This window comes from Myxococcus sp. AB036A (assembly GCF_006547355.1).
GTDB lineage: Bacteria > Myxococcota > Myxococcia > Myxococcales > Myxococcaceae > Myxococcus > Myxococcus virescens.
On the sequence record NZ_VHLC01000099.1, the window covers coordinates 14,297 to 33,850 of the forward strand.

At 68.2% G+C, this 19,554-nt stretch carries 13 protein-coding genes and 5 pseudogenes; 7 read left to right on the forward strand and 11 right to left on the reverse strand.

Annotated features, from left to right (window positions below; all coding sequences use genetic code 11):
• Nucleotides 1-73: 73 nt before the first annotated feature.
• The gene (locus FL344_RS30455) at nt 74-691 is read right to left on the reverse strand and encodes an IS630 family transposase (protein WP_228565490.1); all 618 of its coding nucleotides are present in this window, start codon (nt 689-691) and stop codon (nt 74-76) included.
• A 97-nt stretch (nt 692-788) separates the two neighbouring features.
• Here FL344_RS30455 and FL344_RS30460 point away from each other — a divergent pair.
• Both FL344_RS30460 and FL344_RS39450 read left to right on the forward strand, forming a co-directional pair.
• Nucleotides 789-965: pseudogene (locus FL344_RS30460) on the forward strand (IS21 family transposase); the annotation flags it as partial.
• A pseudogene (locus FL344_RS39450) lies at nt 959-1,174 on the forward strand (hypothetical protein); the annotation flags it as partial. The pseudogenes FL344_RS30460 and FL344_RS39450, both read left to right, overlap by 7 nt.
• Nucleotides 1,175-1,912: 738 nt before the next feature.
• Here the strand turns inward: FL344_RS39450 and FL344_RS30470 are convergent.
• The 3 genes from FL344_RS30470 to FL344_RS30480 form a co-directional block, all read right to left on the reverse strand.
• Nucleotides 1,913-3,337, reverse strand: coding sequence for a DUF1552 domain-containing protein (locus tag FL344_RS30470; RefSeq protein WP_141621001.1), 1,425 nt, complete (start codon nt 3,335-3,337; stop codon nt 1,913-1,915).
• Nucleotides 3,334-5,049, reverse strand: a complete 1,716-nt coding sequence (locus FL344_RS30475) for a DUF1592 domain-containing protein (RefSeq protein ID WP_228565491.1) — start codon at nt 5,047-5,049, stop codon at nt 3,334-3,336. The genes FL344_RS30470 and FL344_RS30475 overlap by 4 nt, the downstream gene beginning before the upstream one ends.
• 229 nt (nt 5,050-5,278) lie before the next feature.
• Nucleotides 5,279-6,649, reverse strand: a complete 1,371-nt coding sequence (locus FL344_RS30480; RefSeq protein ID WP_141621002.1) for a hypothetical protein — start codon at nt 6,647-6,649, stop codon at nt 5,279-5,281.
• 364 nt (nt 6,650-7,013) lie between these two features.
• Here FL344_RS30480 and FL344_RS30485 point away from each other — a divergent pair, with 364 nt between their 5' ends.
• Nucleotides 7,014-7,571 carry a dihydrofolate reductase family protein gene (locus FL344_RS30485; protein ID WP_141621003.1) on the forward strand — a complete coding sequence of 186 codons (558 nt, stop codon included), beginning with the start codon at nt 7,014-7,016 and terminating at the stop codon, nt 7,569-7,571.
• A 517-nt stretch (nt 7,572-8,088) separates the two neighbouring features.
• Here FL344_RS30485 and FL344_RS30490 read toward each other — a convergent pair.
• From FL344_RS30490 to FL344_RS30510, 5 genes are read right to left on the reverse strand one after another with little or no spacing between them, the layout of a single operon-like run.
• Nucleotides 8,089-9,027 (reverse strand): pirin family protein, encoded by a 939-nt coding sequence (locus FL344_RS30490; protein WP_141621004.1) that lies wholly within the window; start codon nt 9,025-9,027, stop codon nt 8,089-8,091.
• A gap of 60 nt (nt 9,028-9,087) precedes the next feature.
• Nucleotides 9,088-10,026, reverse strand: a complete 939-nt coding sequence (locus FL344_RS30495) for a LysR family transcriptional regulator (RefSeq protein WP_141621005.1) — start codon at nt 10,024-10,026, stop codon at nt 9,088-9,090.
• A 50-nt stretch (nt 10,027-10,076) separates the two neighbouring features.
• Nucleotides 10,077-10,256: a hypothetical protein gene (locus tag FL344_RS30500; protein ID WP_141621006.1), complete on the reverse strand. Its 180-nt coding sequence runs from the start codon at nt 10,254-10,256 to the stop codon at nt 10,077-10,079.
• A 44-nt stretch (nt 10,257-10,300) separates the two neighbouring features.
• A complete protein-coding gene (locus tag FL344_RS30505) occupies nt 10,301-11,698 on the reverse strand; it encodes a DUF1552 domain-containing protein (protein WP_141621007.1) in 1,398 nt (465 codons plus the stop codon).
• 5 nt (nt 11,699-11,703) lie between these two features.
• A complete protein-coding gene (locus FL344_RS30510; protein WP_141621008.1) occupies nt 11,704-14,031 on the reverse strand; it encodes a DUF1588 domain-containing protein in 2,328 nt (775 codons plus the stop codon).
• A gap of 273 nt (nt 14,032-14,304) precedes the next feature.
• Here FL344_RS30510 and FL344_RS39970 point away from each other — a divergent pair.
• Nucleotides 14,305-14,454: pseudogene (locus tag FL344_RS39970) on the forward strand (cold-shock protein); the annotation flags it as partial.
• Between the two features lie 5 nt (nt 14,455-14,459).
• Entirely contained in the window at nt 14,460-14,642 is a 183-nt protein-coding gene (locus FL344_RS39975; protein ID WP_141621009.1) for a hypothetical protein, read from the forward strand.
• 186 nt (nt 14,643-14,828) lie between these two features.
• Here FL344_RS39975 and FL344_RS30525 read toward each other — a convergent pair.
• Both FL344_RS30525 and FL344_RS30530 read right to left on the reverse strand, forming a co-directional pair.
• A pseudogene (locus tag FL344_RS30525) lies at nt 14,829-16,375 on the reverse strand (IS3 family transposase).
• A gap of 130 nt (nt 16,376-16,505) precedes the next feature.
• Nucleotides 16,506-17,471 carry a hypothetical protein gene (locus tag FL344_RS30530; RefSeq protein WP_141621010.1) on the reverse strand — a complete coding sequence of 322 codons (966 nt, stop codon included), beginning with the start codon at nt 17,469-17,471 and terminating at the stop codon, nt 16,506-16,508.
• Nucleotides 17,472-17,683: 212 nt separating this feature from the next.
• Here FL344_RS30530 and FL344_RS30535 point away from each other — a divergent pair.
• A pseudogene (locus FL344_RS30535) lies at nt 17,684-17,911 on the forward strand (ribonuclease H-like domain-containing protein); the annotation flags it as partial.
• Between the two features lie 392 nt (nt 17,912-18,303).
• The coding region (locus FL344_RS30540; protein ID WP_368667455.1) for an RCC1 domain-containing protein at nt 18,304-19,554 on the forward strand (1,251 nt) is incomplete at its 3' end.

The window sequence follows — 19,554 nt, forward strand, 5'->3', positions numbered from 1 at the left end:
CCGCTTACTTCAGCTTCAGCCCTCGATTCCGAGCGTGTGGCCTCATGCCTAGGGAACACGTGCGCACCGCCCGTTAATCTCTTCCCGGCCAGAGGACTAAACGCCCGATCATGAATCTCGCACGCGCTCCAGCGGCGCGCCGCAGATGGACCTTGCGGAGGATAGGACTGGCACGGCGCTGGGCGTTGCGAGCGTGCAGATAGGCATGGACGTGCCGCATGAGCTTCCGGAGAGTGCGGCAGCGATGGTTGCGAGTGACGTTGGCGTGGAGGTCCAGCCAGACGCGCTCAATGCGATTGGCGTCCGGGCAGTAAGGCGGCAGGCAGTGGAGGACAATCCGGCCGCCGAGTTGCTCGAGCGCCTTTCTCGTCTTCTGGCTGCTGTGGATGGAGGCGTTGTCCAGGATGAGGTGGATTCGTGGGGCGCCACGGTACTCACCGGCGATGCGCCAAAGCAGTTGGATGAAGAGTGAGCTGGCCTTCGACTTGCCTTCCACCCAGGTGAGGCGGCCCGTCTTCGAGTCTAGGGCGCCGGCCAGGTATCGCTTCTTGTTGTTGCCTGGCGTGAGCACCACCCGGCGCTGGCCGGGCAGGCACCAGTCGCGTCCCACCTTCGGATTGAGATGGATGTCCACCTCGTCCACATAGAGGACCGGCTCAGCGGACCGGGCACATGCTTCCAGGCACCGCAACTCGAAGAGACGCCGGCCTCAATGGTCACGTGAAAACCGGCCAATGGGGAGTTCCGAGACGTTGACGCCCGGGTGGGACGTGGAGTCCGCCCGGGGGATGGGCAACGTCTTGAGCGACGAGAAGAAGCAGCAGGTCATCGCCCTGGGGCGGTTGGGTTGGAGTCTGAGACGCATCGAGGACGCGACGGGAGTCCGCCGTGAGACGGCCAGCGGCTACCTGAAGGCCGCGGGCGTGGGCATCCGTCCACCGCGCCGGTGGGGCAACTTCACTCGGCCATCCGCTTCGTCACACCCGACGACAGGCATTTCCGGCGTGAAGCCGCGCTGCTCGCCCGGCGCCACCAGGTGTACCAACGCGCTAAAGCCCGTCACCCCGAGCGATGGAGCCGCGACACGCGCGACTGGACACCCGCAGGCCCCGTCCGCCTCGGCCCCTCACCGAATCTCACCCCGGCAGTGCAGGAGTTGAAGCGCTTCGGTTGAATCCTTTCACGCGACATCTACCTTGACGCTCACCGGGTGCGGGCGGTTCTGGAGCGCCGGGGCTTGCCCACGGCCGGTGCGTGGTTGGTCCCGGCACGAGGGCCACCCCAGGCCGCGTGGTGTTGAGGCGCAAGATAGCCACCAAGCTGGCGGCCCCTGCCACGCACCTGATGGGAGCGCGGCCTGGGCAGGCGTGTACCCCAAGGGGGTTCAAGCGTTCTGTCAACCGGCCAGGAGCATCGCTCGGGAGGCCCCGTCAGCGGCCCTCCTCGGCCCCTCCGCTCCAGCCCTCACCCGCAACAGGGCCTCTATCCCACCGATACGTCATCCGCCATGTCTCCCCTGAATCCGGTCGCTGCGTCACGAGCGCATCAGCCGCATGACGCTACTGGGCCGGGCGTGCGGTCCGGGCTGAGGTGATGCTGAATCGCTCCTCCAGGACCTGGAGCGAGGGACCTGTCGTGCGTGGAGGGCACCATCCACCTCCCCGAATGAAGCCCTGCCCGAACTCATTCCCGGCTTTTCTCTCCGAGGACTCGAACGCCTTGAACCGCTCATGACGCAGCGATCGAATTCTGGGTAGGCACATGGGGGCAAGAATGACTGAGATGCGAAGATTCGTAACGCTTTGCCGTGCTCTGTCCCGGTGCGCTTGCCTCAGCTCCACGGACAGCGTGGTCACGCTGCCTGAACGACCTGCTCCAGCGCAGGACACTGGAGCAGGACGCAATCGTCCACTCAGGCGATGAGCTCGGAGAGCACGCCCTTGGTCAGCGACGGGTCGCCGAAGTCGTCCAGGTTCCCGCCGGCCGCGTTCCTCAGCCCCACGGCGGTGCCAATCGTGTTCAGCATCCGGTTGTGGTTGGGATTGCCGCCGCCCGACGCCTCGACGTAGACGCCCTGCTTGAAGAAGCCATTGCAGCTCCCCGCCAGGACGAAGGGCACATTGCGCGCCGAGTGAGCCGGCCCGTTGCCCAGGTCGTTGTACCAGACAGCCACGCCGTGCTCGATGAGTCGCTTTCCGTCCGGCATCTGGTAGGCCACCAGCCGGTCCAGGAGGTGCTTGAAGGCGCTCGCGAACTGCACGTCCACGTGGTGGTGCAGCAGGTCCGAACCCGTGATGATGCCGCCGCTGGAGTCGTGCGACGAGCGACGGTGGGACACGTAATGGAAGTTCTCCATCAACTGCCCCGTGTCCGGGTTGCGGTAGCGCGTGTCGCCGTCGTTGCCATTGCCTACCTGGATGACGGCCGCGCGGTTGGTGCCGCACGCCATCGCCATCACGGCGATGTCCATGTGCAGCCTGGCGGTGGCGAGCACCTCGGTGCCGTCCGTGCTGTCATAGCCGGGCGACTGCTGCTGGAGGATGAGCTCCTGGTCCGCGCGCATGCGGCAGCTCAGGGCGACCTCCAGGTCCCGGACGTTGGACAGGTGCAGGTCCAAGCGCTCATGGTCGGACGCGCTCAGCTCGGGACGCTGTTGGAGCGCCTGGAGCTGGGCCTTCACCAGGTCGTTCACGCTGCGCTGCCGGACGAGGAGCTGCTCGCGAGCCTCGGGTGTCAGTCCTCCCGGGCCGCCAATCATCGTCTGGTACGCATTCCACGGGTCATGCAGCGCGGCCCGGCGCACGTTGCTGCTCCGGTAGGAGAGGCAGGGCCCGCCGAGCCAGCCGCCACGCCGGCCCGCGTAGAAGACGAGTGAGTCACGCTGCTGCGGATTGAGCTCGCGGCCGATGCGGTGGTCGATGGACTCGCCCGCGGACTCGGAGCCGCCGCCTGCGCCCTCCACCACGGGGCCCTGCGCGGTCAGCCCCTGCATGGCGCCGCGGGCGTGGCCGTCCCCGTAGTTGTAGTCCTTCATGTTGACGTTGCGCACCACCAGCAGGTGCGCGCGGTGGTCATCGAGCACGCCCACGGCCCGCCCGGCCATGCTCTCCGCGGTGAGCGCACCCAGGGTGCGCGGCCAGAAGCGCTCCGGCTCCGCGCCGAGCTCCGACGTCGTCTGGGCCGAGGCGACGCCGTTGGCCTGCCGGAAGAAGATGGCGTACGGCAGCACCCCGGAGTCCGCCGCGCGGGCGGTCCTCGGCATCAGCCCCTCGAGAAACGGCAGGCTCAGCATCGTCCCGCCCAGGCCCTTCAACACCATCCGGCGACTCAGCTTCATGGCAGCTCCTCCGGGTGGCGATTCACGAAGCCCTCGCTGGTGACGACCTCCACGACGAGGTCGACGATGGACAGGTTGCCCGCCTGCGACAGCTTTCCGAGCCGCTCCACCAGCGTCACATCCTCGTGGGCGGACGGGCGCCCGTGGAGGTACTCCACCCAGTGCTTCGCGTAGCACGCATGCACCGCTTCATTGGCCGCGAGTGCGTCCGCCAGGTCGAGCGCGTCGCGCACCGACACCGTCTCTCCGTTGATGTTGGGAGACGCGCTGGCGTCCACCGGATGTCCGTTGTCCGTGGTGCGGTAGCCGCCGATGGCGTCGAAGTTCTCGAAGGGGAAGCCGAGCGGGTTGATGAGGTTCGAGTGGCAGCTGGCGCACGCAGTCCCTGGCGCTTCGGTGTGCGAGGCGACGACCTCACGATTGGTGCGGCCCTGGGGGGCGGGGAGCGGCGGGATGTTGGCCGGCGGCGCGCCAATCTTCCGGCAGATGATGCGCTCGGACACGAAGACGCCGCGGTGGATGGGGTCCGGGTCCACCGACGTCGCGTGCGAGGCCAGGAAGCCCACCTGGGTGAGCACGCCCTTGCGCTCGCGCGAGTCCAGCGTCACGGGGACGAAGTCGGCGGTGAACGTGCCACTCAGCCCGTAGACGCGCGCCAGCTCGTCGTTGACGAAGGTGGCCGGCGAGGTGAGCAGGTCGCTGTAGCCGCCCTTGCGGGAGAAGACGACGTCCTGGACGAAAAGGGTCGTCTCCTGGGTCGCGTACTCCCCGAGGCGCTCGGACACCTGCGGGTAGCGCGTGAGGGAGGGCCGAATGGCGGCATAGCGGGGCACGTCGAAGAGGGTGCGGTGGAAGGCCTCCACCACCTTGTTCGAGCGCGCGTCCTGGAGCATGCGCCGTGCCTGTGTGGCGACGCCCTCGCGGGAGTGCAGGGTGCCCTCGCTCGCGGCGGCGAACAGGGCGTCGTCCGGCATGGCGCTCCAGAGGCCGTAGCTCAGCCGCGAAGCCACTTCGTAGTCGTCGAGCGGCACCCGGTCCTGCACGGCCTGCGTGCTGCGCTCCACGCGGTAGAGGAAGTGGGGCGACTGAAGGAAGGCTTCAATCACCAGCCGGATGCCACCCTCGAAGTCCGACATGTCCGCGTAGGCCTGGGGCCCCTTGCGGTACAGCCCGAGGTAGCTCTCCACCTCTTCGGACGTCAGCGGGCGCCGATGCGCGCGCAGGCCGAAGGACTCCACGAAGGCGCGGGCGCGCTCCTCGCCGGTGGCGGCCGACGGAGGCAAAAGGCGCGCGAGCTTCGTCGCGTCCGTCGTCACCTGGCCGGCGAGTTCAGCGGCGGCGCGCTGGTAGGCGCCCCAGAGGGCCTCGTCGACGGAGAGGGCGCGCGCATCGTTGTCGAAGAGGAAGCCGCTCTGGGCGGGGTCCGCGCGGAAGGTGCCCGCCAGCGTGGTGGGCGGTGCGTCCAGCCTGAGCAGCTCCTGCACGCTGTTCGTCCACTGCACGTGCGTCAGGCGCGCCATTCGCACGGACGGGGCTGGCTTCTCGATGGCGGTGGGCGGGGGCGTACCGGGGCCGGGCCCTCCACCGGGGCCCTCCGGGTTGGAGATGGTTCCTTCGCAGCCAGCAGCCCCGCTCAAGGCCAGCCCGAGCACCACCGGGCGCCACCACCGTCCCCGCTCCGCTGGCTCTCGTGACAACCGTTGTGACCGCATCCTCGGCACGAGCGCCTCCATCATTGGGAGACATACCAATCAGATGGATGATGCGTTCCTGTCAATGTAGCCGCGACTCGCACGCGCATCGGTCGAATGGCCCGATGACACGGATACTGAAAAACTCGTGTCACGCGTGCATACGCGTTGCATCTTTCGCGTGGGCCTCGCGGAAAGTGAGGAGGAGGCGCCACATGCGTGGGGGACAGACCCCCTCAATGCGGTGGTGTTACAGCCTGAGGTACACGCCGAGCTGACCGCTGAAGTACAGGTCTTTGGCGCCGCCGGCGAAGACCGGGGCTCCCTCCGCGGCGTCGGCGGTGAAGGAGTAGCTCCGAAGCTCTCCGCCCAGCCGCAGACCCAAAATGCGCGTCAGGGCGAACTCCACGGCGAGCTCGCCATCGAGTCCGGAGCCGCTCAGCTTCGGGAGGTAGTCGTCCGAGGACAGCTCGCCGCCGCTCAGCACGTGCTGGTAGCCCACGCGCGCGGCGATGGCCCATCGCTCGGTGAGCGCCTTGCGCAGGCCCAGCTCCACGTGCGCGAAGCGGTAGTCCACGTCAGGCATGGCGAAGGTGCTCTCCGGCGGGAGCTCCACCGCGAAGGAGTGGGTGCCGTACAGCGCGCCCACCGAGACCTCCAGCCACGGCAGCGGCAGGCGGAGGCGCAGGCCTCCCTCCAGGAGCTGCGCGGTGGTGCCGTACTCGGAGCCATCCGGGAGCCGCGTGGACAGCCCGAGGGCGCGTGAGCCCCGCGCCACGATACCCAGGTTGTGCACCATCCCATCCGTGAAGTGGGAGAGCGGGAAGTAGCTCACCGAGAAGCTCGCCGCCGCGGCGCTGTTGAGGCTGTAGTCGGGCAGCGCGTTGGCGTTGCTGCCCGAGAAGTTGAAGCGGCGGAACAGCCCCTGTCCGGACAGCAGCGCCTCCAGGATGGGGCCGTCCAGGTTGCGAAGGCCGGCTGCCTTCGGCTCGGGCTCCACCAGCGGCTCCTCCTTCTTCATGGTGGGCGGAGGAGGCTTCACCACCGCCGGGTGCGGTGCCGCCGCGATGGGGGTCGGGGGCGCGACCTCCGGCTCGGAGACAGGCGTCGGAGGCGTGACGGCGGCAGGCGGGAGGCGCTGCTCCGGGCCCGCCTTCAGGGCCGCGCCCAGCTTGGGCTCGAGTTCGCGCCGCACGTCGGGGAAGGCGCGGTTCGTGCGGACGTCCCAGTGCTCCTCCGCGAGGAGGGTGCCGTCCTTGCCGGAGTAGGCGCGGACTTCCACGTCCCAGCGCTTGGTCCCCTTCACCGAGGCGAGGATCAGCACGTCCGCGCCGAGCTTCTTTGCCAGCGCCTGCCGCTGCGCATCCGTCTTCGGACCGCCGCGGATGCGCTTCACTTGGGCATCCACCTTCTTCGCGGGCAGCACCTCTCGCCCGCGTCCCTTCTTGCCAAACTCCTGCGTCAGCACCCTGCGCAGCGCATCCGCCTGGCGGCCCTCCGGGCGCAGCACCGCGACTCGGGTCTTCTGCGCTTGCGTCTTCTTCGCCTGCGCGGCCTCGGCCGGGCGGTACGACACGACCAGCGCCAGTACCAGCAACACCCATCCCGCGATGCGGCTCACAGGGCCACCTCCTTGGCGCGAACAGACGAGGTGGTAGCGGCCGGGAGGGCAGGGACGAAGGGGCGGGAACACATGGGGGCTCGGCTTCCAGTGTCGAGACGGGGGGCTGCCTCAGCCCCAAGCAATTGAGGGGCCAACATCCCGGAGCTTGGAGCTTATCTCGGTAGGCGCGCGTGGAACCAGGTGATGATGCCCACTGCGAGGTGCAGCATTCCCAGGGCCCAGCGGCTCGTCATGCGAATCATTCACGTCATGACGCGTGTTCTGACGCAGGCTCGCGACGCCTTCGCTCCTGGCGCACATCCTATGCGACAAGTTCTGCGACGGCCGGCCGTTCCATCGCCAGGAGTGTTAGACCCGCCGCATGGGACTCTTGACCTTCAGCATCAACGTCACCCTGGATGGCTGCGTTGACCACCAGGAGGGAATCGCCGACGACGAGACACACGCCTTCTTCACCCGCCTCATGGACGAGTGCGGGGCGATGCTGTGGGGCCGCGTCACCTACGAGATGATGGAGAGCTACTGGCCGGCGGTCGCCCGCGGCGACGAGGAGGCGCCGCCGGCGATGCGCGAGTGGGCGGTCAAGCTGGAGGCCAAGCCGAAGTACGTGGCGTCGTCGACACGAAAGGACTTCCCGTGGACCAACAGCCACCACATCGCCGGCGACCTGCGCACGGGCGTGCAGAAGCTCAAGGACGCGACCCCCGCCGGCGTGCTCCTCGGTAGCGGCAAGCTCGCGACCGAGCTGGACCGGCTGGATCTGATCGACGAGTACAAGTTCCTCGTCCACCCCAGGATCGCCGGCCACGGCCCGACCCTGTACCAGAGCGGGCTGCCCAGCACGCGACGGCTCGAGCTGGTCTCGGCGAAGCCGCTCCGCTGCGGCGCGGTCGCCATGCACTACCGGCGCGCGCGCTGACCCAGAGCAGAGCAGCCCCATCGCGCCCAGCTCGCGGGCCAGCGCGTCGTCGGGAGCCGAGCTTGGGCCGTTCATCTCCTCCTCGCGAACGCCCGCCCCGATGATCAACAGCTCGGCCCCGTCGCAGACGCCGAAGCTGTTGACCAACGGGGCCGACTGTTGAGCGCCGGGTACACAGCTAAACGCCTCTCGGCTTCTCTCCCCACGGGCCAGGAGAGAGAGCGGGAGTGCTGTCTCACGCGGCGCTCAGCGAGGTCGCTCGGCGCTTTCTGCGAGCACACGCGAGAGCATTGCCCTCACGCGCTCGGCGCGCGAAACGCCCGGATCTTCTGGGGAGAAACGGCGAAGCCCCTCGGCTCGCTCCTGGAGGCTTCTGTCTACCGACCCTCCTCGGCCCCTCCGCTCCAGCCCTCACCCTCAACAGGGCTTCTCTCCCGCCGATGCGTTGACGCCCCCGGGAGGGTGTGTCCCGGAGGCGTCAGCACCCCTTGCGCGACGTCAGCCGCCGCGCGCCCCGTTACTCAGGAATCCCACCGAAGGCGCCCGACTCGAAGTCGTCGATGGCCTGGATGATCTCCCGGTGGTTGTTCATCACGAACGGCCCGGTGTGGGCGATGGGCTCGTGGATGGGCTCGCCCGCGAGGACGATGAAGTGCGTGTCCTCGTCGGCCCGGAGGGAGAGGGTCTCCCCGTCGTTGGCGAACACCGCGAGCTCACCGCTCCGGATGCTCTCCGCGCCCACCGTCACGCGGCCGTTGGCGACGAGCACCAGGGCGTTGTGGTTCGAGGGCAGCGACAGGTGGAAGTCCTCGCCCGCGCGCACCTTCACGTCGAGCATGGAGATGGGCGTGAAGGTCCTGGCGGGACCCTTCGCGTCACCGTAGCTCCCGGCGATGATGCGCACCCGGCTGTGCTCCGTGGCCTCCCCGCCTCCTTGAACGGGGACCACCGGAATCTGCTCCTTCGTGATGGGCTGGTAGCCCGGAGCGGACATCTTGTGCTGGCGAGGCAGGTTCACCCAGAGCTGGAGCATGTGGAACGTGCCCCCGCGCCGGGAGAAGTCGTGCTCGTGGTACTCCTCGTGGAGGATGCCGGACGCCGCCGTCATCCACTGCACGTCCCCGGGACCGATGACGCCGGAGTTGCCTGTGTTGTCGCGGTGCGCGACGTGACCCTCGAACGCGAGCGTCACCGTCTCGAAGCCACGGTGCGGATGCCAGCCGACGCCCCGCTGGCCCTTCGCCAGCGCGGGGTAGTCATGGGGCGGATGGTAGTCGAGCAGCAGGAACGGACTGGTCCGCTCCTGGCGCAGGCCGCCGCTCGGAACGAGGGTGTGGACGCGGAAGCCGTCACCCACCCAGTGCAGCTCGCCGCCACCATGGACACTCTCCAGGGTGCGGGGGCGGGTAGTGGCTCGAGGAGAAGTGGGAACGCTGACTTGGGTCGTGGTGCTCATGGTTCCAAACCTAAGAGCCGAGCCCCGTCTGTAAATCGCTCCAGGTCGTGATGCTTTTCATCACGTCGTGTGATGGTCCGCGCCCCCGAGCGCGAGCTGGCACAGCGAGGTGAGCCGGTTCGAGGCCCACGTCGCCACCGGGCCCAGCGGCGTGCCCTTGCGGCGCACCAGGGCGAGCGGGCGCTGGGGTGGGGGACCGCCCTCCCAGGCCGCCAGGCGCAGCGCCACCAGCCGTCCGGCGGCGAGGTCGTCGCGGACGAGGTGCTCGGGCTCGAGGCCCCAGCCGATGCCGCCGACGAGGAGTGAGTGCTTGGTCATCAGGTCTGCGACACGCCAGAGGCGCGAGCCGATGACGCCCCGGTCCGCCGTGCCCGTCTTGCCCTCCGGCAGCCGCTCGCTCAGGACGATTTGGATGGCGGAGGCGAGGTGCGCCTCTGTTGTGAGGACGCCCTTCAGCGCCGCGAGCGGATGCGAGGGCGCGGCGACGGGAATCATCTTGAGGAGCGCGATGGGGCGCTGCTCCAGGCCGGTGAGGTCCAGGTCCGCGCCGGCGATGCCCAGCGTCGCGCGCCGCGCGCGCACGCGCTCCGTCACCGCGGACAGCAGCTCCACCTCCAGCGCCAGCTCCACACCCGGGTGCGTGCGCGCCAGCTCTCGCACGAAGTCCAGCAGTGCGTCGGTGGGGAACATGGCGTCCACCACCAGCGACAGCTTCGTCTCCTCGCCGCTCTTGAGCCGGCCGACCACCGCCTGGAACGAGGCGATGTCCTCGTGGAGTCGCTGCGCCGCCGCGACGACGGCTTCTCCCTTCGCCGTCAGACGCGGGACGCGCCCGCTCCGGTCGAAGAGCCGCAGGCCGAGCTGCTTCTCCAGCCGCTGCATGGCTTGACTGACGGCGGGCTGCCCCTGGCCGAGCTTCCGGGCCGCCGCGGAGAAGCTGCCCTCCTCGGCCACCGCGCGGAGTGTGCGGAGCTGGTCGATGGTGACGCTTTCGAGCACCGCGCGACTGCATCACATCGGCGGCGATGATGCACGAGGGCATCCTCGCGCTACTTCTTCGAGGACAGCCAGGAGACGATGCGCGAGGCCAGCGTCGCGGCGGCGGTGCTCTCCGGGAGGGCGCCCCGGAGCATTTCGCGGGAGATGGCCTCCGCGCGCGCCGATGATGCCCCGCAGCGCTGTCGCAGCGTGTCCCGGGGCAGCTTACAGGAGTGGCACCAGCGAGACATGCCTGCCCAAATGACGTGGAACCCGCCCAGCCCGCGCTTACGGCTCAGCCATACAGCTCGCTCAGCGGTCCCGGCGCGATGCGCGTGCTGCCCTCCTGCCCGAAGGTGTTGAAGTCCGCGTCTCCGAACGCGTGGCCGAGCGTGTTGAAGAGGTTCGAGACCTGCCGGTTCCGGGCCGCGTCGTACTTCGGGTACACGACCGTGCGTCCGTCGGTCTTCAGGCCCAGCGCGTTGCCGCCCACCACGAGCTTCGGCCACTCACGCGAGGTCGAGTGGTGCTGCTCGCCGTTGTCGGACATGAAGACGATCGCGGTGTGATCCAACATCGAGCCGCTCGCGCCGACCTCGGGCGTGGCGGCCAGCGTCCTCGCCAGGTTCGCCACCAGTTGCACGTGACGGCGGGTGATCTCGGCGACGCGATCCCAGTTCTGCCCCGCATCCAGGCCGTGCTGCAGGCTGTGTCGCGGGATGTCGGTCACGTCCGGACCGTAGGCCACGTCGAAGCCCGAGGTCCCCGTCGCCAGCACCACCGTGTTCGTCAGCCCGCCCAGGAGGGACGCCGTGGCGATCTGGAACTGCGCCTCGAACCATTTCAGCGAGTCGGGCGGTGAGCCCGCGCCGGTGATGAGCGGGTTGTCCTTCGGCGCCAGTGGCAGGTAGGGCCGCACGCGGTCCGCCATGCCTTCGAGCTGATCCTCCCGCGTGCGCAGCGACTCGAGGGAAGAGACGTAGCGCTCCAGTTTCAGCCGCTCGTTGGAGTTGCCGCTGAACTCCGCCAGCGCCTTCCGCGAGTCGGCCAGCGCGAAGTCGAAGAGCATCTTGCGATCTCGCCCGTTCGTCGAGCCGCCGAGCAGCGAGCCGAAGGTGCTGTCGAACGCGAGCGACGGGTTGACGATGATGCCCGCGGGCTTGCGGGGTCCGAGCGCGCAGGTCTCGTACACGATCGACACGCGCGCGGAGCTGGTGCCCAGGCGCAGCACGTCGAACGGTGCACCCCGGCGCAGGCGAGGTGCGATCACCGCGTCGAAGGTCGCGCCCGCGCCGTTCACCGCGCAGCTCAGCCCGCCTGTCCCGCTGGAGTGCCCGCCGCCCGCGATGAGGTTCGAGAGCCCCAGCAGCACGGCGGAGCGGTTCACCAGGTCGATGTTGCCGGAAGACGCCGCCAGCGGCCCGAGACTGATCGCGCTGGCGAGATCGTCGCCCTCGCGCACCATCGGCGTGTCCTTGTACGCGTCCCAGAAGATGCGGTCGGAGGTGTTGGCGCGCCCCCCCAGCGCCGCGCGGGTGCCCGTGCTCAGGAGCGCGCGGGGATAGACGCCATTGCACTCGAGGACCAGCACCAGGCGCGCCGGCAACGCTGACGACTGGGCGTAGACGTCGTGGAAGTAGGGCGCGAAGAGGCCGGCGGCCATGCCCTTCAGGACGGTTCGTCGCGAGAACATGGCAGTCACTCTCCAGCCTGCGGCACACGCCGCGTCTTCCAGGTGTCGCTGGTCATCAGCGTGGTCAGCATCTTGGAGAACGAGCCGTTGTTCTGATCATAGGCCTGCTCCATCTGCGTCAGCGTACAGGCGTCGCTCGGGTTCTCCGGGCGGCCCATGAAGTAGCGGAAGGCCTGTCGCAGGAAGCAGCGTTTCACGTGCCGCGAGGCCGCCAGGCGCTCGCTCAACTCCACCGCGTCGCGCACCGGGCCGTCCAGCGCGGGGTCCGGCATCGACGTGAGCGTCGAGCTTCCGTCCGGCGTGGTCCAGCCTCCGCTGGTCGAGTGATCCCGCGCGCGCAGGAAGCCCGCGTGGTTGTAGATCTCGAAGGGCAGGCCGAGCGGCTCCATCAGGCGGTGACAGCCCTGACACTGCGCTCCGGCGGTCGCCTCCTGCAGACGGCGGCGCGCGTTCTTGTCGGGAGCGTGAGCGCCGACCTGGGCCGCCACCTGCACGCTGCTGAGCGGCGGGACGAAGCCGCACAGGAGGTTCTCGCGCACCCACTTGCCGCGGTGGACGATGGACGGATCGTCCTCGAAGTTGCCGCCGTGCGCGGCCAGCCACACCGGGTGGGTCAGCACGCCCGCGCGCTCGGTGGCAGGCAGCGTCTTCCATCGGCCCTCGACGGTCGCCGGGAGGATCTCGCTGACGTTGTAGGGGTGCGAGAGGCCCCTGTGCGAGTCGTACGCCGCGTGCTGCATGGAGGGCACGTAGAAGGTGCGCGTGGTGAGCAGGTTCGCCAGCACGTCTTTATCCTCGACGACCACCCGCGCGATCAGATCGTCGAACTGCTGGATGAAGGTCGGCTCCAGCGGATGGAAGTTGGTGAGCAGGTTCTCGTACGAGACCGCGCTGATGTAGCCGAGCCCCTCGAGCTCGAAGCGCGAGGTCGCCGCCGGGGACTCCTTGAACACCGCGGCCACGTGCCCGTAGCCGAGCCACTCGCGGAAGAAGCCCGCGACGCCGTCACCCAGCCAGTACTGCCCGCGCTTGGAGCGCTGCTCCTCGTTGTAGTCCTGCACCAGATCGAAGCGCGGTGTCCCGTTCTGGTGGGCGTCGACGCCGCCCAGGTACTTCTCGATCAGGGCGGTGGTCGTCGCATCCTGCGTGAGCGAGCCATCCTTTGCGGCGGTGGCCACGTCCGCCAGATGCCCCTCGAGGGGCGCGGAGAAGTAGGGCCACACGAAGCTCGGCGTGGCCGAGGGCGCGCGCCCCGCCAGCGCGTAGGCCAGCTGCGAGCCCAGCTCGAGGCTGGTCAGCTCCACGCGACCGTCGGCCGGCTCGCCGCCCATCTCGCGGCGGAACATGGCGCCGGTCATCATCCACGCGGCGTTGGAGATCCGCGTGATGGAGTCCGCGCGGTTTCGCGGGGAGTAGCTCGGCTCCTGCGCGATGACCTCGGTCGCGAAGGCGGTGAGGCGGGTGAGCTCATCCTCGGTGGGCGGGCGGAAGAAGACGCCGAACTCGAGCATCTGGCCGAGGTGGAAGCGCTTGCAGGAGTCGCTCGGGTTCGCGTCGTCGAACATGCACCTGAAGCGGCTGTTGGTGTAGACACGCTCCATCCGGTTGCCGTCCGGGTAGTTCATCGTCCACGGCGCGGCGGCCTCGCCGACCACCGGCAGGAAGAGCTCCACCGTGGCCTCGTCCAGTGTCTCGTCCGTGGCCCAGGAGCTGTACTGCTCGATGGCGCTGGGATCGAGCGGGTTGTCGTAGAAGCTGAACCCGGTCCAGCTGCGCTCGACCGAGCCACCGACGTTGCGGGTGAACTCGCGCCGGTTCAAGCGGCGGATGCGCGTCGGCGCATCCGAGCGCACGCCTTCGGTGCAACTGAAGAGCGCAGACTGATCGAGCAGGTTGGGCTCGGGCACCACGGTCACGGGCGGGCCGCTTGTGCCACTGCAGAGGGGCATCCCCTCTCCGATCCAGGTCTCGAGCGCGGCGAGGTCGGCTGCGCTCGCGCGCTCATGCGGGGCCGGCGGCATCGGGGACGCGTCGTCGCGCATGCGGATGAGCGCGCGCTGGGCGTTGCTGAGCCTCCCATCCCTCACCGAACTCACCCGCATGTCGTGCAGGGTGCGCAGCGGCATCGTCGCCCCCTGGGTCGGCAGCGCGCCGTGACAGCTGGCGCAGCGCTCGGAGAGCACCGACTGCACCACGCACGCGGCGGCCAGGTTCCCCCCAGGCCCCCCGGGCTCCCCTGGGTTGTCAGGGCCTCCGGTGTTGGTGTTTGGCTCGTTGGAGCCCTTGCACGCAACGAGGCTCAACAGTCCGGCCAGCAGGAGGACGCGATTCATCCTGCCAGACTGGCACGGACGGCAGGTGGGATAGCAAGCAGTCCCTGCAAAACGGGCTCAGACCTGCCTGAGCACCCTGTGGTGCTGCCGGTGGTGGCTCGCAGGTGAAGTTGCCCGGGTTCAGTGGACAGGTGGATCAAGCTGCCAGCGGCAGTCAAGCAATGCGCCAGCACAGCCATCGACCAGGCCCCGACCATGCAGTCACTCCCCGTCAGGCGTAGCCCACGCCTGCTGGGAAACACGGCCGCCCCGTCAGCGGCCCTCCTCGGCCCTCTGCACTCTTCCTCCCCCCTCAACAGGGCCCGTCCCTCTTATGCGTTCACCGTGAAGTGGTTCAACGACGCAAAGGGCTTTGGCTTCATCGCCCAGGTCGGCGGGGGGCCTGACGTGTTCTGCCACCACACTGCAATCCAGTCGGACGGGGCGCAATGCCAGGAAGGTCTACGAAGCGTCAGAAGGAACAGGCGCGCAAGCAGCACCCGCAGGAGAAGGACGCCAAGAAAGAGGAGCGCAAGAAGCTGAAGGCCGAGCGCGGACCTCGTCAGCCGGGCGACGTCAACCCTGACATCGCGGACGTCATCCCCGGCCCTCAACCGCCGCTGGAGTACTGAGTTCCAGCCGTGCTGCCCAGGGTTCGCCACGCACCGTGGAGTGCCCAGGGCGCCCCCTTCCGGGACGGCCAGCAAGCCCCCGGGAGGACGCAGTACCCGTCTCTCCGATCGCTCCAGGTGCGTCCCACCCTGGATTCGAAGCCAGAGGGACCGGTGAGCGTCAAGATAGTTGTCGCGTGAGAGGGTTCAACCGATGCGCTTCATCTCCTGTACTGCCGGGGTGAGGTTCGGCGAGGGGCCGAGACGGACGGGGCCCGCCGGCGTCCAGTCTCGGGTGTCGCGGCTCCAGCGCTCGGGGCGACGGAGTCGGGCTCGCTGATACACCCGGTCTCGCTGGGCGAGGAGCGTGGCCTCGCGGCCGGAATGTCTGTCGTCGGGCGTGACGAAGCGGATGGCGGAGTGTCGGTGCTCGGTGTTGTACCAAGCCACGAAGCGCGGCACCCAGGCACGCGCGTCCTCGACGGAGGCGAAGGGGCGCTGCGGGAAGGTGGGGCGGTATTTCAGCGTGCGGAAGAGGGCTTCGGAGAACGCGTTGTCGTCCGAAACGCGAGGCCGACTGAAGGACGGCGTCACGCCCAACCACTGAAGGGTGGCAAGCAACGTGGCGCCCTTCATGGGGCCACCGTTGTCCGAGTGCAGCACCAGCCCCTCGGGGCAGCCAGCCTGCTCCCAGCAGCGCCGGATGAGGGCTGCGGCATTCTCGGACGACTCTTCCTCGTGCACCTCGAATCCCATGATGCGTCGGCTGAAGACGTCCACCACCAGGTACAGGTAGAGGAAGGCCCCCTTCACCGGGCCCCTCAGGTAGGTGATGTCCCAGCTCCACACCTGATTCGGTCCGGTGGAGAGGTGCTCGCCCCGGGGCCTGGGAGCGGGCGCCTTGGCGCGGCCTCTGTGGGCCAACTGTCCTGCTTCGCGCAGCACTCGGTAGAAGCTCGCCTCGCTGGCCACGTACTCGCCCCGGTCGGCCAGCCTGGGGACAATCTGCTTGGGCGAGACGTCACGGAACTCCTCACTGTTGGCCACCGCAAGAATGCGCCGCCGCTCCAACTCCGAGAGCCGGTTGGCCGGCTGTGTATGAGGACCGCACCGCCCGTCTTGGGCCGAATGGGGTTTCCTCCAGCGCTGAATGGTGCGAGGGGCCACCCCGAGCCGCTCGCAGACGACCTGAAGGCGCACTCCCTTCTGCAGCGCCTCATCGAGGTGAGCGAGCGTCATTTCTCGCTCTTCTCGTCCGCTGCGTCGTCCTCGTCTTCCTGGTGCCTCTCGTCCCAGCCCATTGCCTGAAGTTTTTTTTCGAGCACCAGCAATGCCGCCGTCTCGGCCAGCGCCTTTTCCTTGCGGCGCAGCTCACGCTCGAGCTCCTTCACTCGCTTCTCCGAAGAGGCCAGCCGACGGCGCTGGCTGGCCGTCAGTGGCCCGGAGGACTCTCCCGACAGCGCCCCGGCTGCCGCCTGCCGCCACTCTTTCAGCTGCGCCTCGTGCAGCCCCTCGTGGCGCAGCTGCGCCCCCAACTCCTCTCCCGCAAGCCCCTGGGCCGCCACCAGCACGCGCAGCTTCTCCTCGGGCGTCCACTTCTTCGGGCCAGCGGGCTTCTCCTCGGGCGGGGGCGTCATGGCCGCCAACTTATTCGCCTCCCGCAACCACTGCGACAGCGTCGGCTGGGAGACTCCCACCTGGCGAGCCAACGCCGCGGCACTCACTGCCCCTGGGCCCACCATCCGCTTCACCATCTGCGCCTTGAATGCATCCGTGTACGACACTGCATCCTGCCTGCTCTCGCCCCCGTGGGTGGTCAGCTCGGCTGGTCAGCCGAGGCGACAACTTCCCTGACACAGGGGGGGACTGACGAGCGCCCCTTGCTCAATCCGGGTGTGGGAGGTGCTGAATCCTGCTGGCGTTGACGAAGAAGAGGCCCAGGTCGCTCACCGCCAGCTGGCTGATGCCACGGAGGTCCGGCAGGAGGACGGAGACGCGGCCCTCTTCCTGGTTCCTCCGGTGGATTCCCTGGGCGTGCGTCGAGACGTAGTAGAGGCTCCCCGCGTGAAACCGGAGGCTCGCGGCTCCGGGGGGCAACTCCTGGATGCCGGTGGGCTGGGCTGCTGCGTGCGGCGCAAGCGGGAGATGCACCAACCTACGTGAGGGCTCGTCATCCTCGCCGAACACGGCGAAGGGGCCAATGGGCGTCAGCGCCATCGAAATGGGCGCATATGGGGTTACCAGCCCCTCTTCGTCGGGCCAGGTGAGTACATCCTCTTGGGGGCCTTCCGCCTGGATGTCCAGTCTCACCAGCGCGTTGCTGACCACGAGGGGGGCGGAGCTCACCGTCCTTTTTTCCCGCCAGTAGAAGTACGCCTCACTCAGCATGAGGTTGTACGCCGAATGCACTGGGACTACGGCGACACGTTCAATGGGTCCTGGCGCATCGGCGCTCGTGCGCCAGACTGATTTCGTGGATTGATACGCCTCGTCCAGCCAGTACAGGTGGGGGCCCGCGAGTATTGGCTCTGCGGTGTATCCCAGCTCCAACCCCTCGGTGAGCAGTTCCTTGCTGCCACCTGACCTGGGTACGCGAAAGAGACGGCCCAGTTCACGGTATCCACCGTTCGGGGTCGCATCGACACGCACGTGCTCGATGAAATAGACGTGCGTGGGACCGAGCACGAAGCGGCTGAAGGTGCCCTCCGCCAGGATCGTGGCGGTCTCCTGAGGCTCGCTGATGCGCGTGCGATAAAGCGTTGCCCGAGGCGGCTCGGTGCGCTGTGAGGCTTCGATGAAGTTCAGCACGTAGACCGAGCTGTCATCCACCTCGACCTGCGCGACGTACACTTGGCCAGGCAGTTGCGCGAGGGTGAGTGGCTCTAGGCCATCCGTACCTTCAGAACCCCCGCAACCCCAAATATTCATGATAATGAATGCAGTCGAAATAGCCATTGGAAAGCGCTTCACGTCACGTCCCCCCTGAAAGCGCCGGACCTTCGGTGGAGCAGGTAGGTTTGTCAATAGGGGCTGGGTTGAACTTGTCTGTCCATGCCCAGGACTTCCGCGACCTCGCCTTCGACGAGCTGCGCCGCATGCAGTTCGATCTGGAGACCACCGGCCTGGACTCGTCGCACCACCGCGTCTTCCTCGTGGCGCTCCGGAGCCCGGACGGGGAGACGGAGACAATCGAAGCGCAGGCGGATGACGACTCGGCGGAGGCGGACCTCCTCTACCACCTGGCGGAGCGCGTGCGCGCGTGGGACCCCGACGTCATCGAGAACCACAACACGAGGGCCACCCCAGGCCGCGAGGACTCTCTCACGCTTCAACTGGTCCGAAAATCGGGGGACAGACCAGTGCCTCGCGCCTCCCATTTGGGCGTCCACCGCCGCTTCCCAGTCGGTGGCGCGCCATTGAAGAGCTTGAAAGACATCCCGCTGAAGATTCTCAAACCAACGCTGCGGGCGTCCTCTTCAGCCGGGGGCGTGACTTTTCTGCTTTCTGGGTGTCTGCCTTTGGGCTCCCTGTCGACTCCCATGGGGTAGGACTCACCCAGTTGCAATGTTTCTGGAATGTTATAGGTCTCCTGGCGCTCCCTCCCGGAAGGTGCTGGCCACTCTTGCCGCCCGGCCGGCCTGGGACGGCAGCGCTTACGCAGCGCGATGGCAAAGGGGGATGGATGAGACAGGAAGGACGGAAGTGGTTGGCGTGGGTGGCCCTGGCCATCTGTGCCACCGTGGCGGGCTGCGGTCCTCATGAGGCTCCGGGCGCGGAAGAGGGCGGTCTGGAGACGGCCACCCACGAAGCAGCTCTGGGGGAAATCGTTTCGACGGCGCCTGCCAATCCAGGCTTTTCCAAGAGCGCCGCTGCCAACGTCTTCGCGGCTTCCGCGGGGCCCATCGTTGCTGCGGGTAGTGGCAACCACACGTTGGCAGTGATGCAGGACGGAGCCGTCTGGGCCTGGGGCAACAACATCGACGGCCAACTGGGGGATGGGACGACCACGCGCCGCCTCAGCCCGGTGCAGGTGCTGACGGGGGCTACCGCCATCGCCGCAGGAAGCGCCCACTCGGTGGCTGCGAGGCAGGACGGCACCGTCTGGTCCTGGGGGCGCAACACGAGGGGGCAACTGGGGGACGGGACGACCACCCAACGCTTCATTCCGGTTCAGGTGCAGCAGCTGACGGGCGTCACCGCAGTCGCCGGGGGTTGGAGCCATGCGGTGGCCTTGAGGCAGGACGGCACTGTCTGGGTCTGGGGCGACAACTCCAGTGGCCAATTGGGGGATGGAACGAGCACCCAACGTCTCACGCCGGTGCAGGTGCAGGGACTGTCGGAAGTCACCGCCATCGCCGCGAGCGGGCACCATACAATGGTCTTGCGGCAGGACGGCACCGTCTGGGCCTGGGGCGACAACGGCTCTGGCCAACTGGGGGATGGGACGACGGACCCGCACCCCGCGCCCGTCCAGGTCCAGGGGTTGATGGATGTCATCGCCATCGGCACGAGTGGCTCCCACTCGGTGGCCGTGAGGGAGGACGGCACCATCTGGGCCTGGGGCAGCAACTCCCATGGCCAGTTGGGGAACGGGACGACCTTTGCAAGCTTCAGACCGGAGCAGGTGCAGGGGCTGACGGGGGCTACCGCCGTCGCTGCGAGTCTCACCAACACGGTGGCCTTGCGGCAGGACGGCACCGTCTGGGCGTGGGGCGACAACTCCAGTGGCCAATTGGGGGATGGAACGAGCACGCAACGTCTCACGCCGGTGCAGGTGCAGGGACTGTCGGACGTCACCGCCATCGCCGCGGGTTACCTCTATGCCGTGGCCTCGACGCAGGGCGGTACCGTCTGGGCCTGGGGCAACAACCTCAGGGGGCAGTTGGGGGAGGGGGCGGTCAGCCAACGCTATACGCCAGGGGTGGTGCAGGGG

Excerpts from the sequence above, each read along its gene's own strand:
- FL344_RS30470 (WP_141621001.1), bottom strand. The coding sequence starts at position 3,337 with ATGAAGCTGAGTCGCCGGATGGTGTTGAAGGGCCTGGGCGGGACGATG.
- FL344_RS30475 (WP_228565491.1), bottom strand. The coding sequence starts at position 5,049 with ATGCGGTCACAACGGTTGTCACGAGAGCCAGCGGAGCGGGGACGGTGG.
- FL344_RS30485 (WP_141621003.1), top strand. The coding sequence starts at position 7,014 with ATGGGACTCTTGACCTTCAGCATCAACGTCACCCTGGATGGCTGCGTT.
- FL344_RS30490 (WP_141621004.1), bottom strand. The coding sequence starts at position 9,027 with ATGAGCACCACGACCCAAGTCAGCGTTCCCACTTCTCCTCGAGCCACT.
- FL344_RS30500 (WP_141621006.1), bottom strand. The coding sequence starts at position 10,256 with ATGTCTCGCTGGTGCCACTCCTGTAAGCTGCCCCGGGACACGCTGCGA.
- FL344_RS30505 (WP_141621007.1), bottom strand. The coding sequence starts at position 11,698 with ATGTTCTCGCGACGAACCGTCCTGAAGGGCATGGCCGCCGGCCTCTTC.
- FL344_RS30510 (WP_141621008.1), bottom strand. The coding sequence starts at position 14,031 with ATGAATCGCGTCCTCCTGCTGGCCGGACTGTTGAGCCTCGTTGCGTGC.
- FL344_RS39975 (WP_141621009.1), top strand. The coding sequence starts at position 14,460 with ATGCCAGGAAGGTCTACGAAGCGTCAGAAGGAACAGGCGCGCAAGCAG.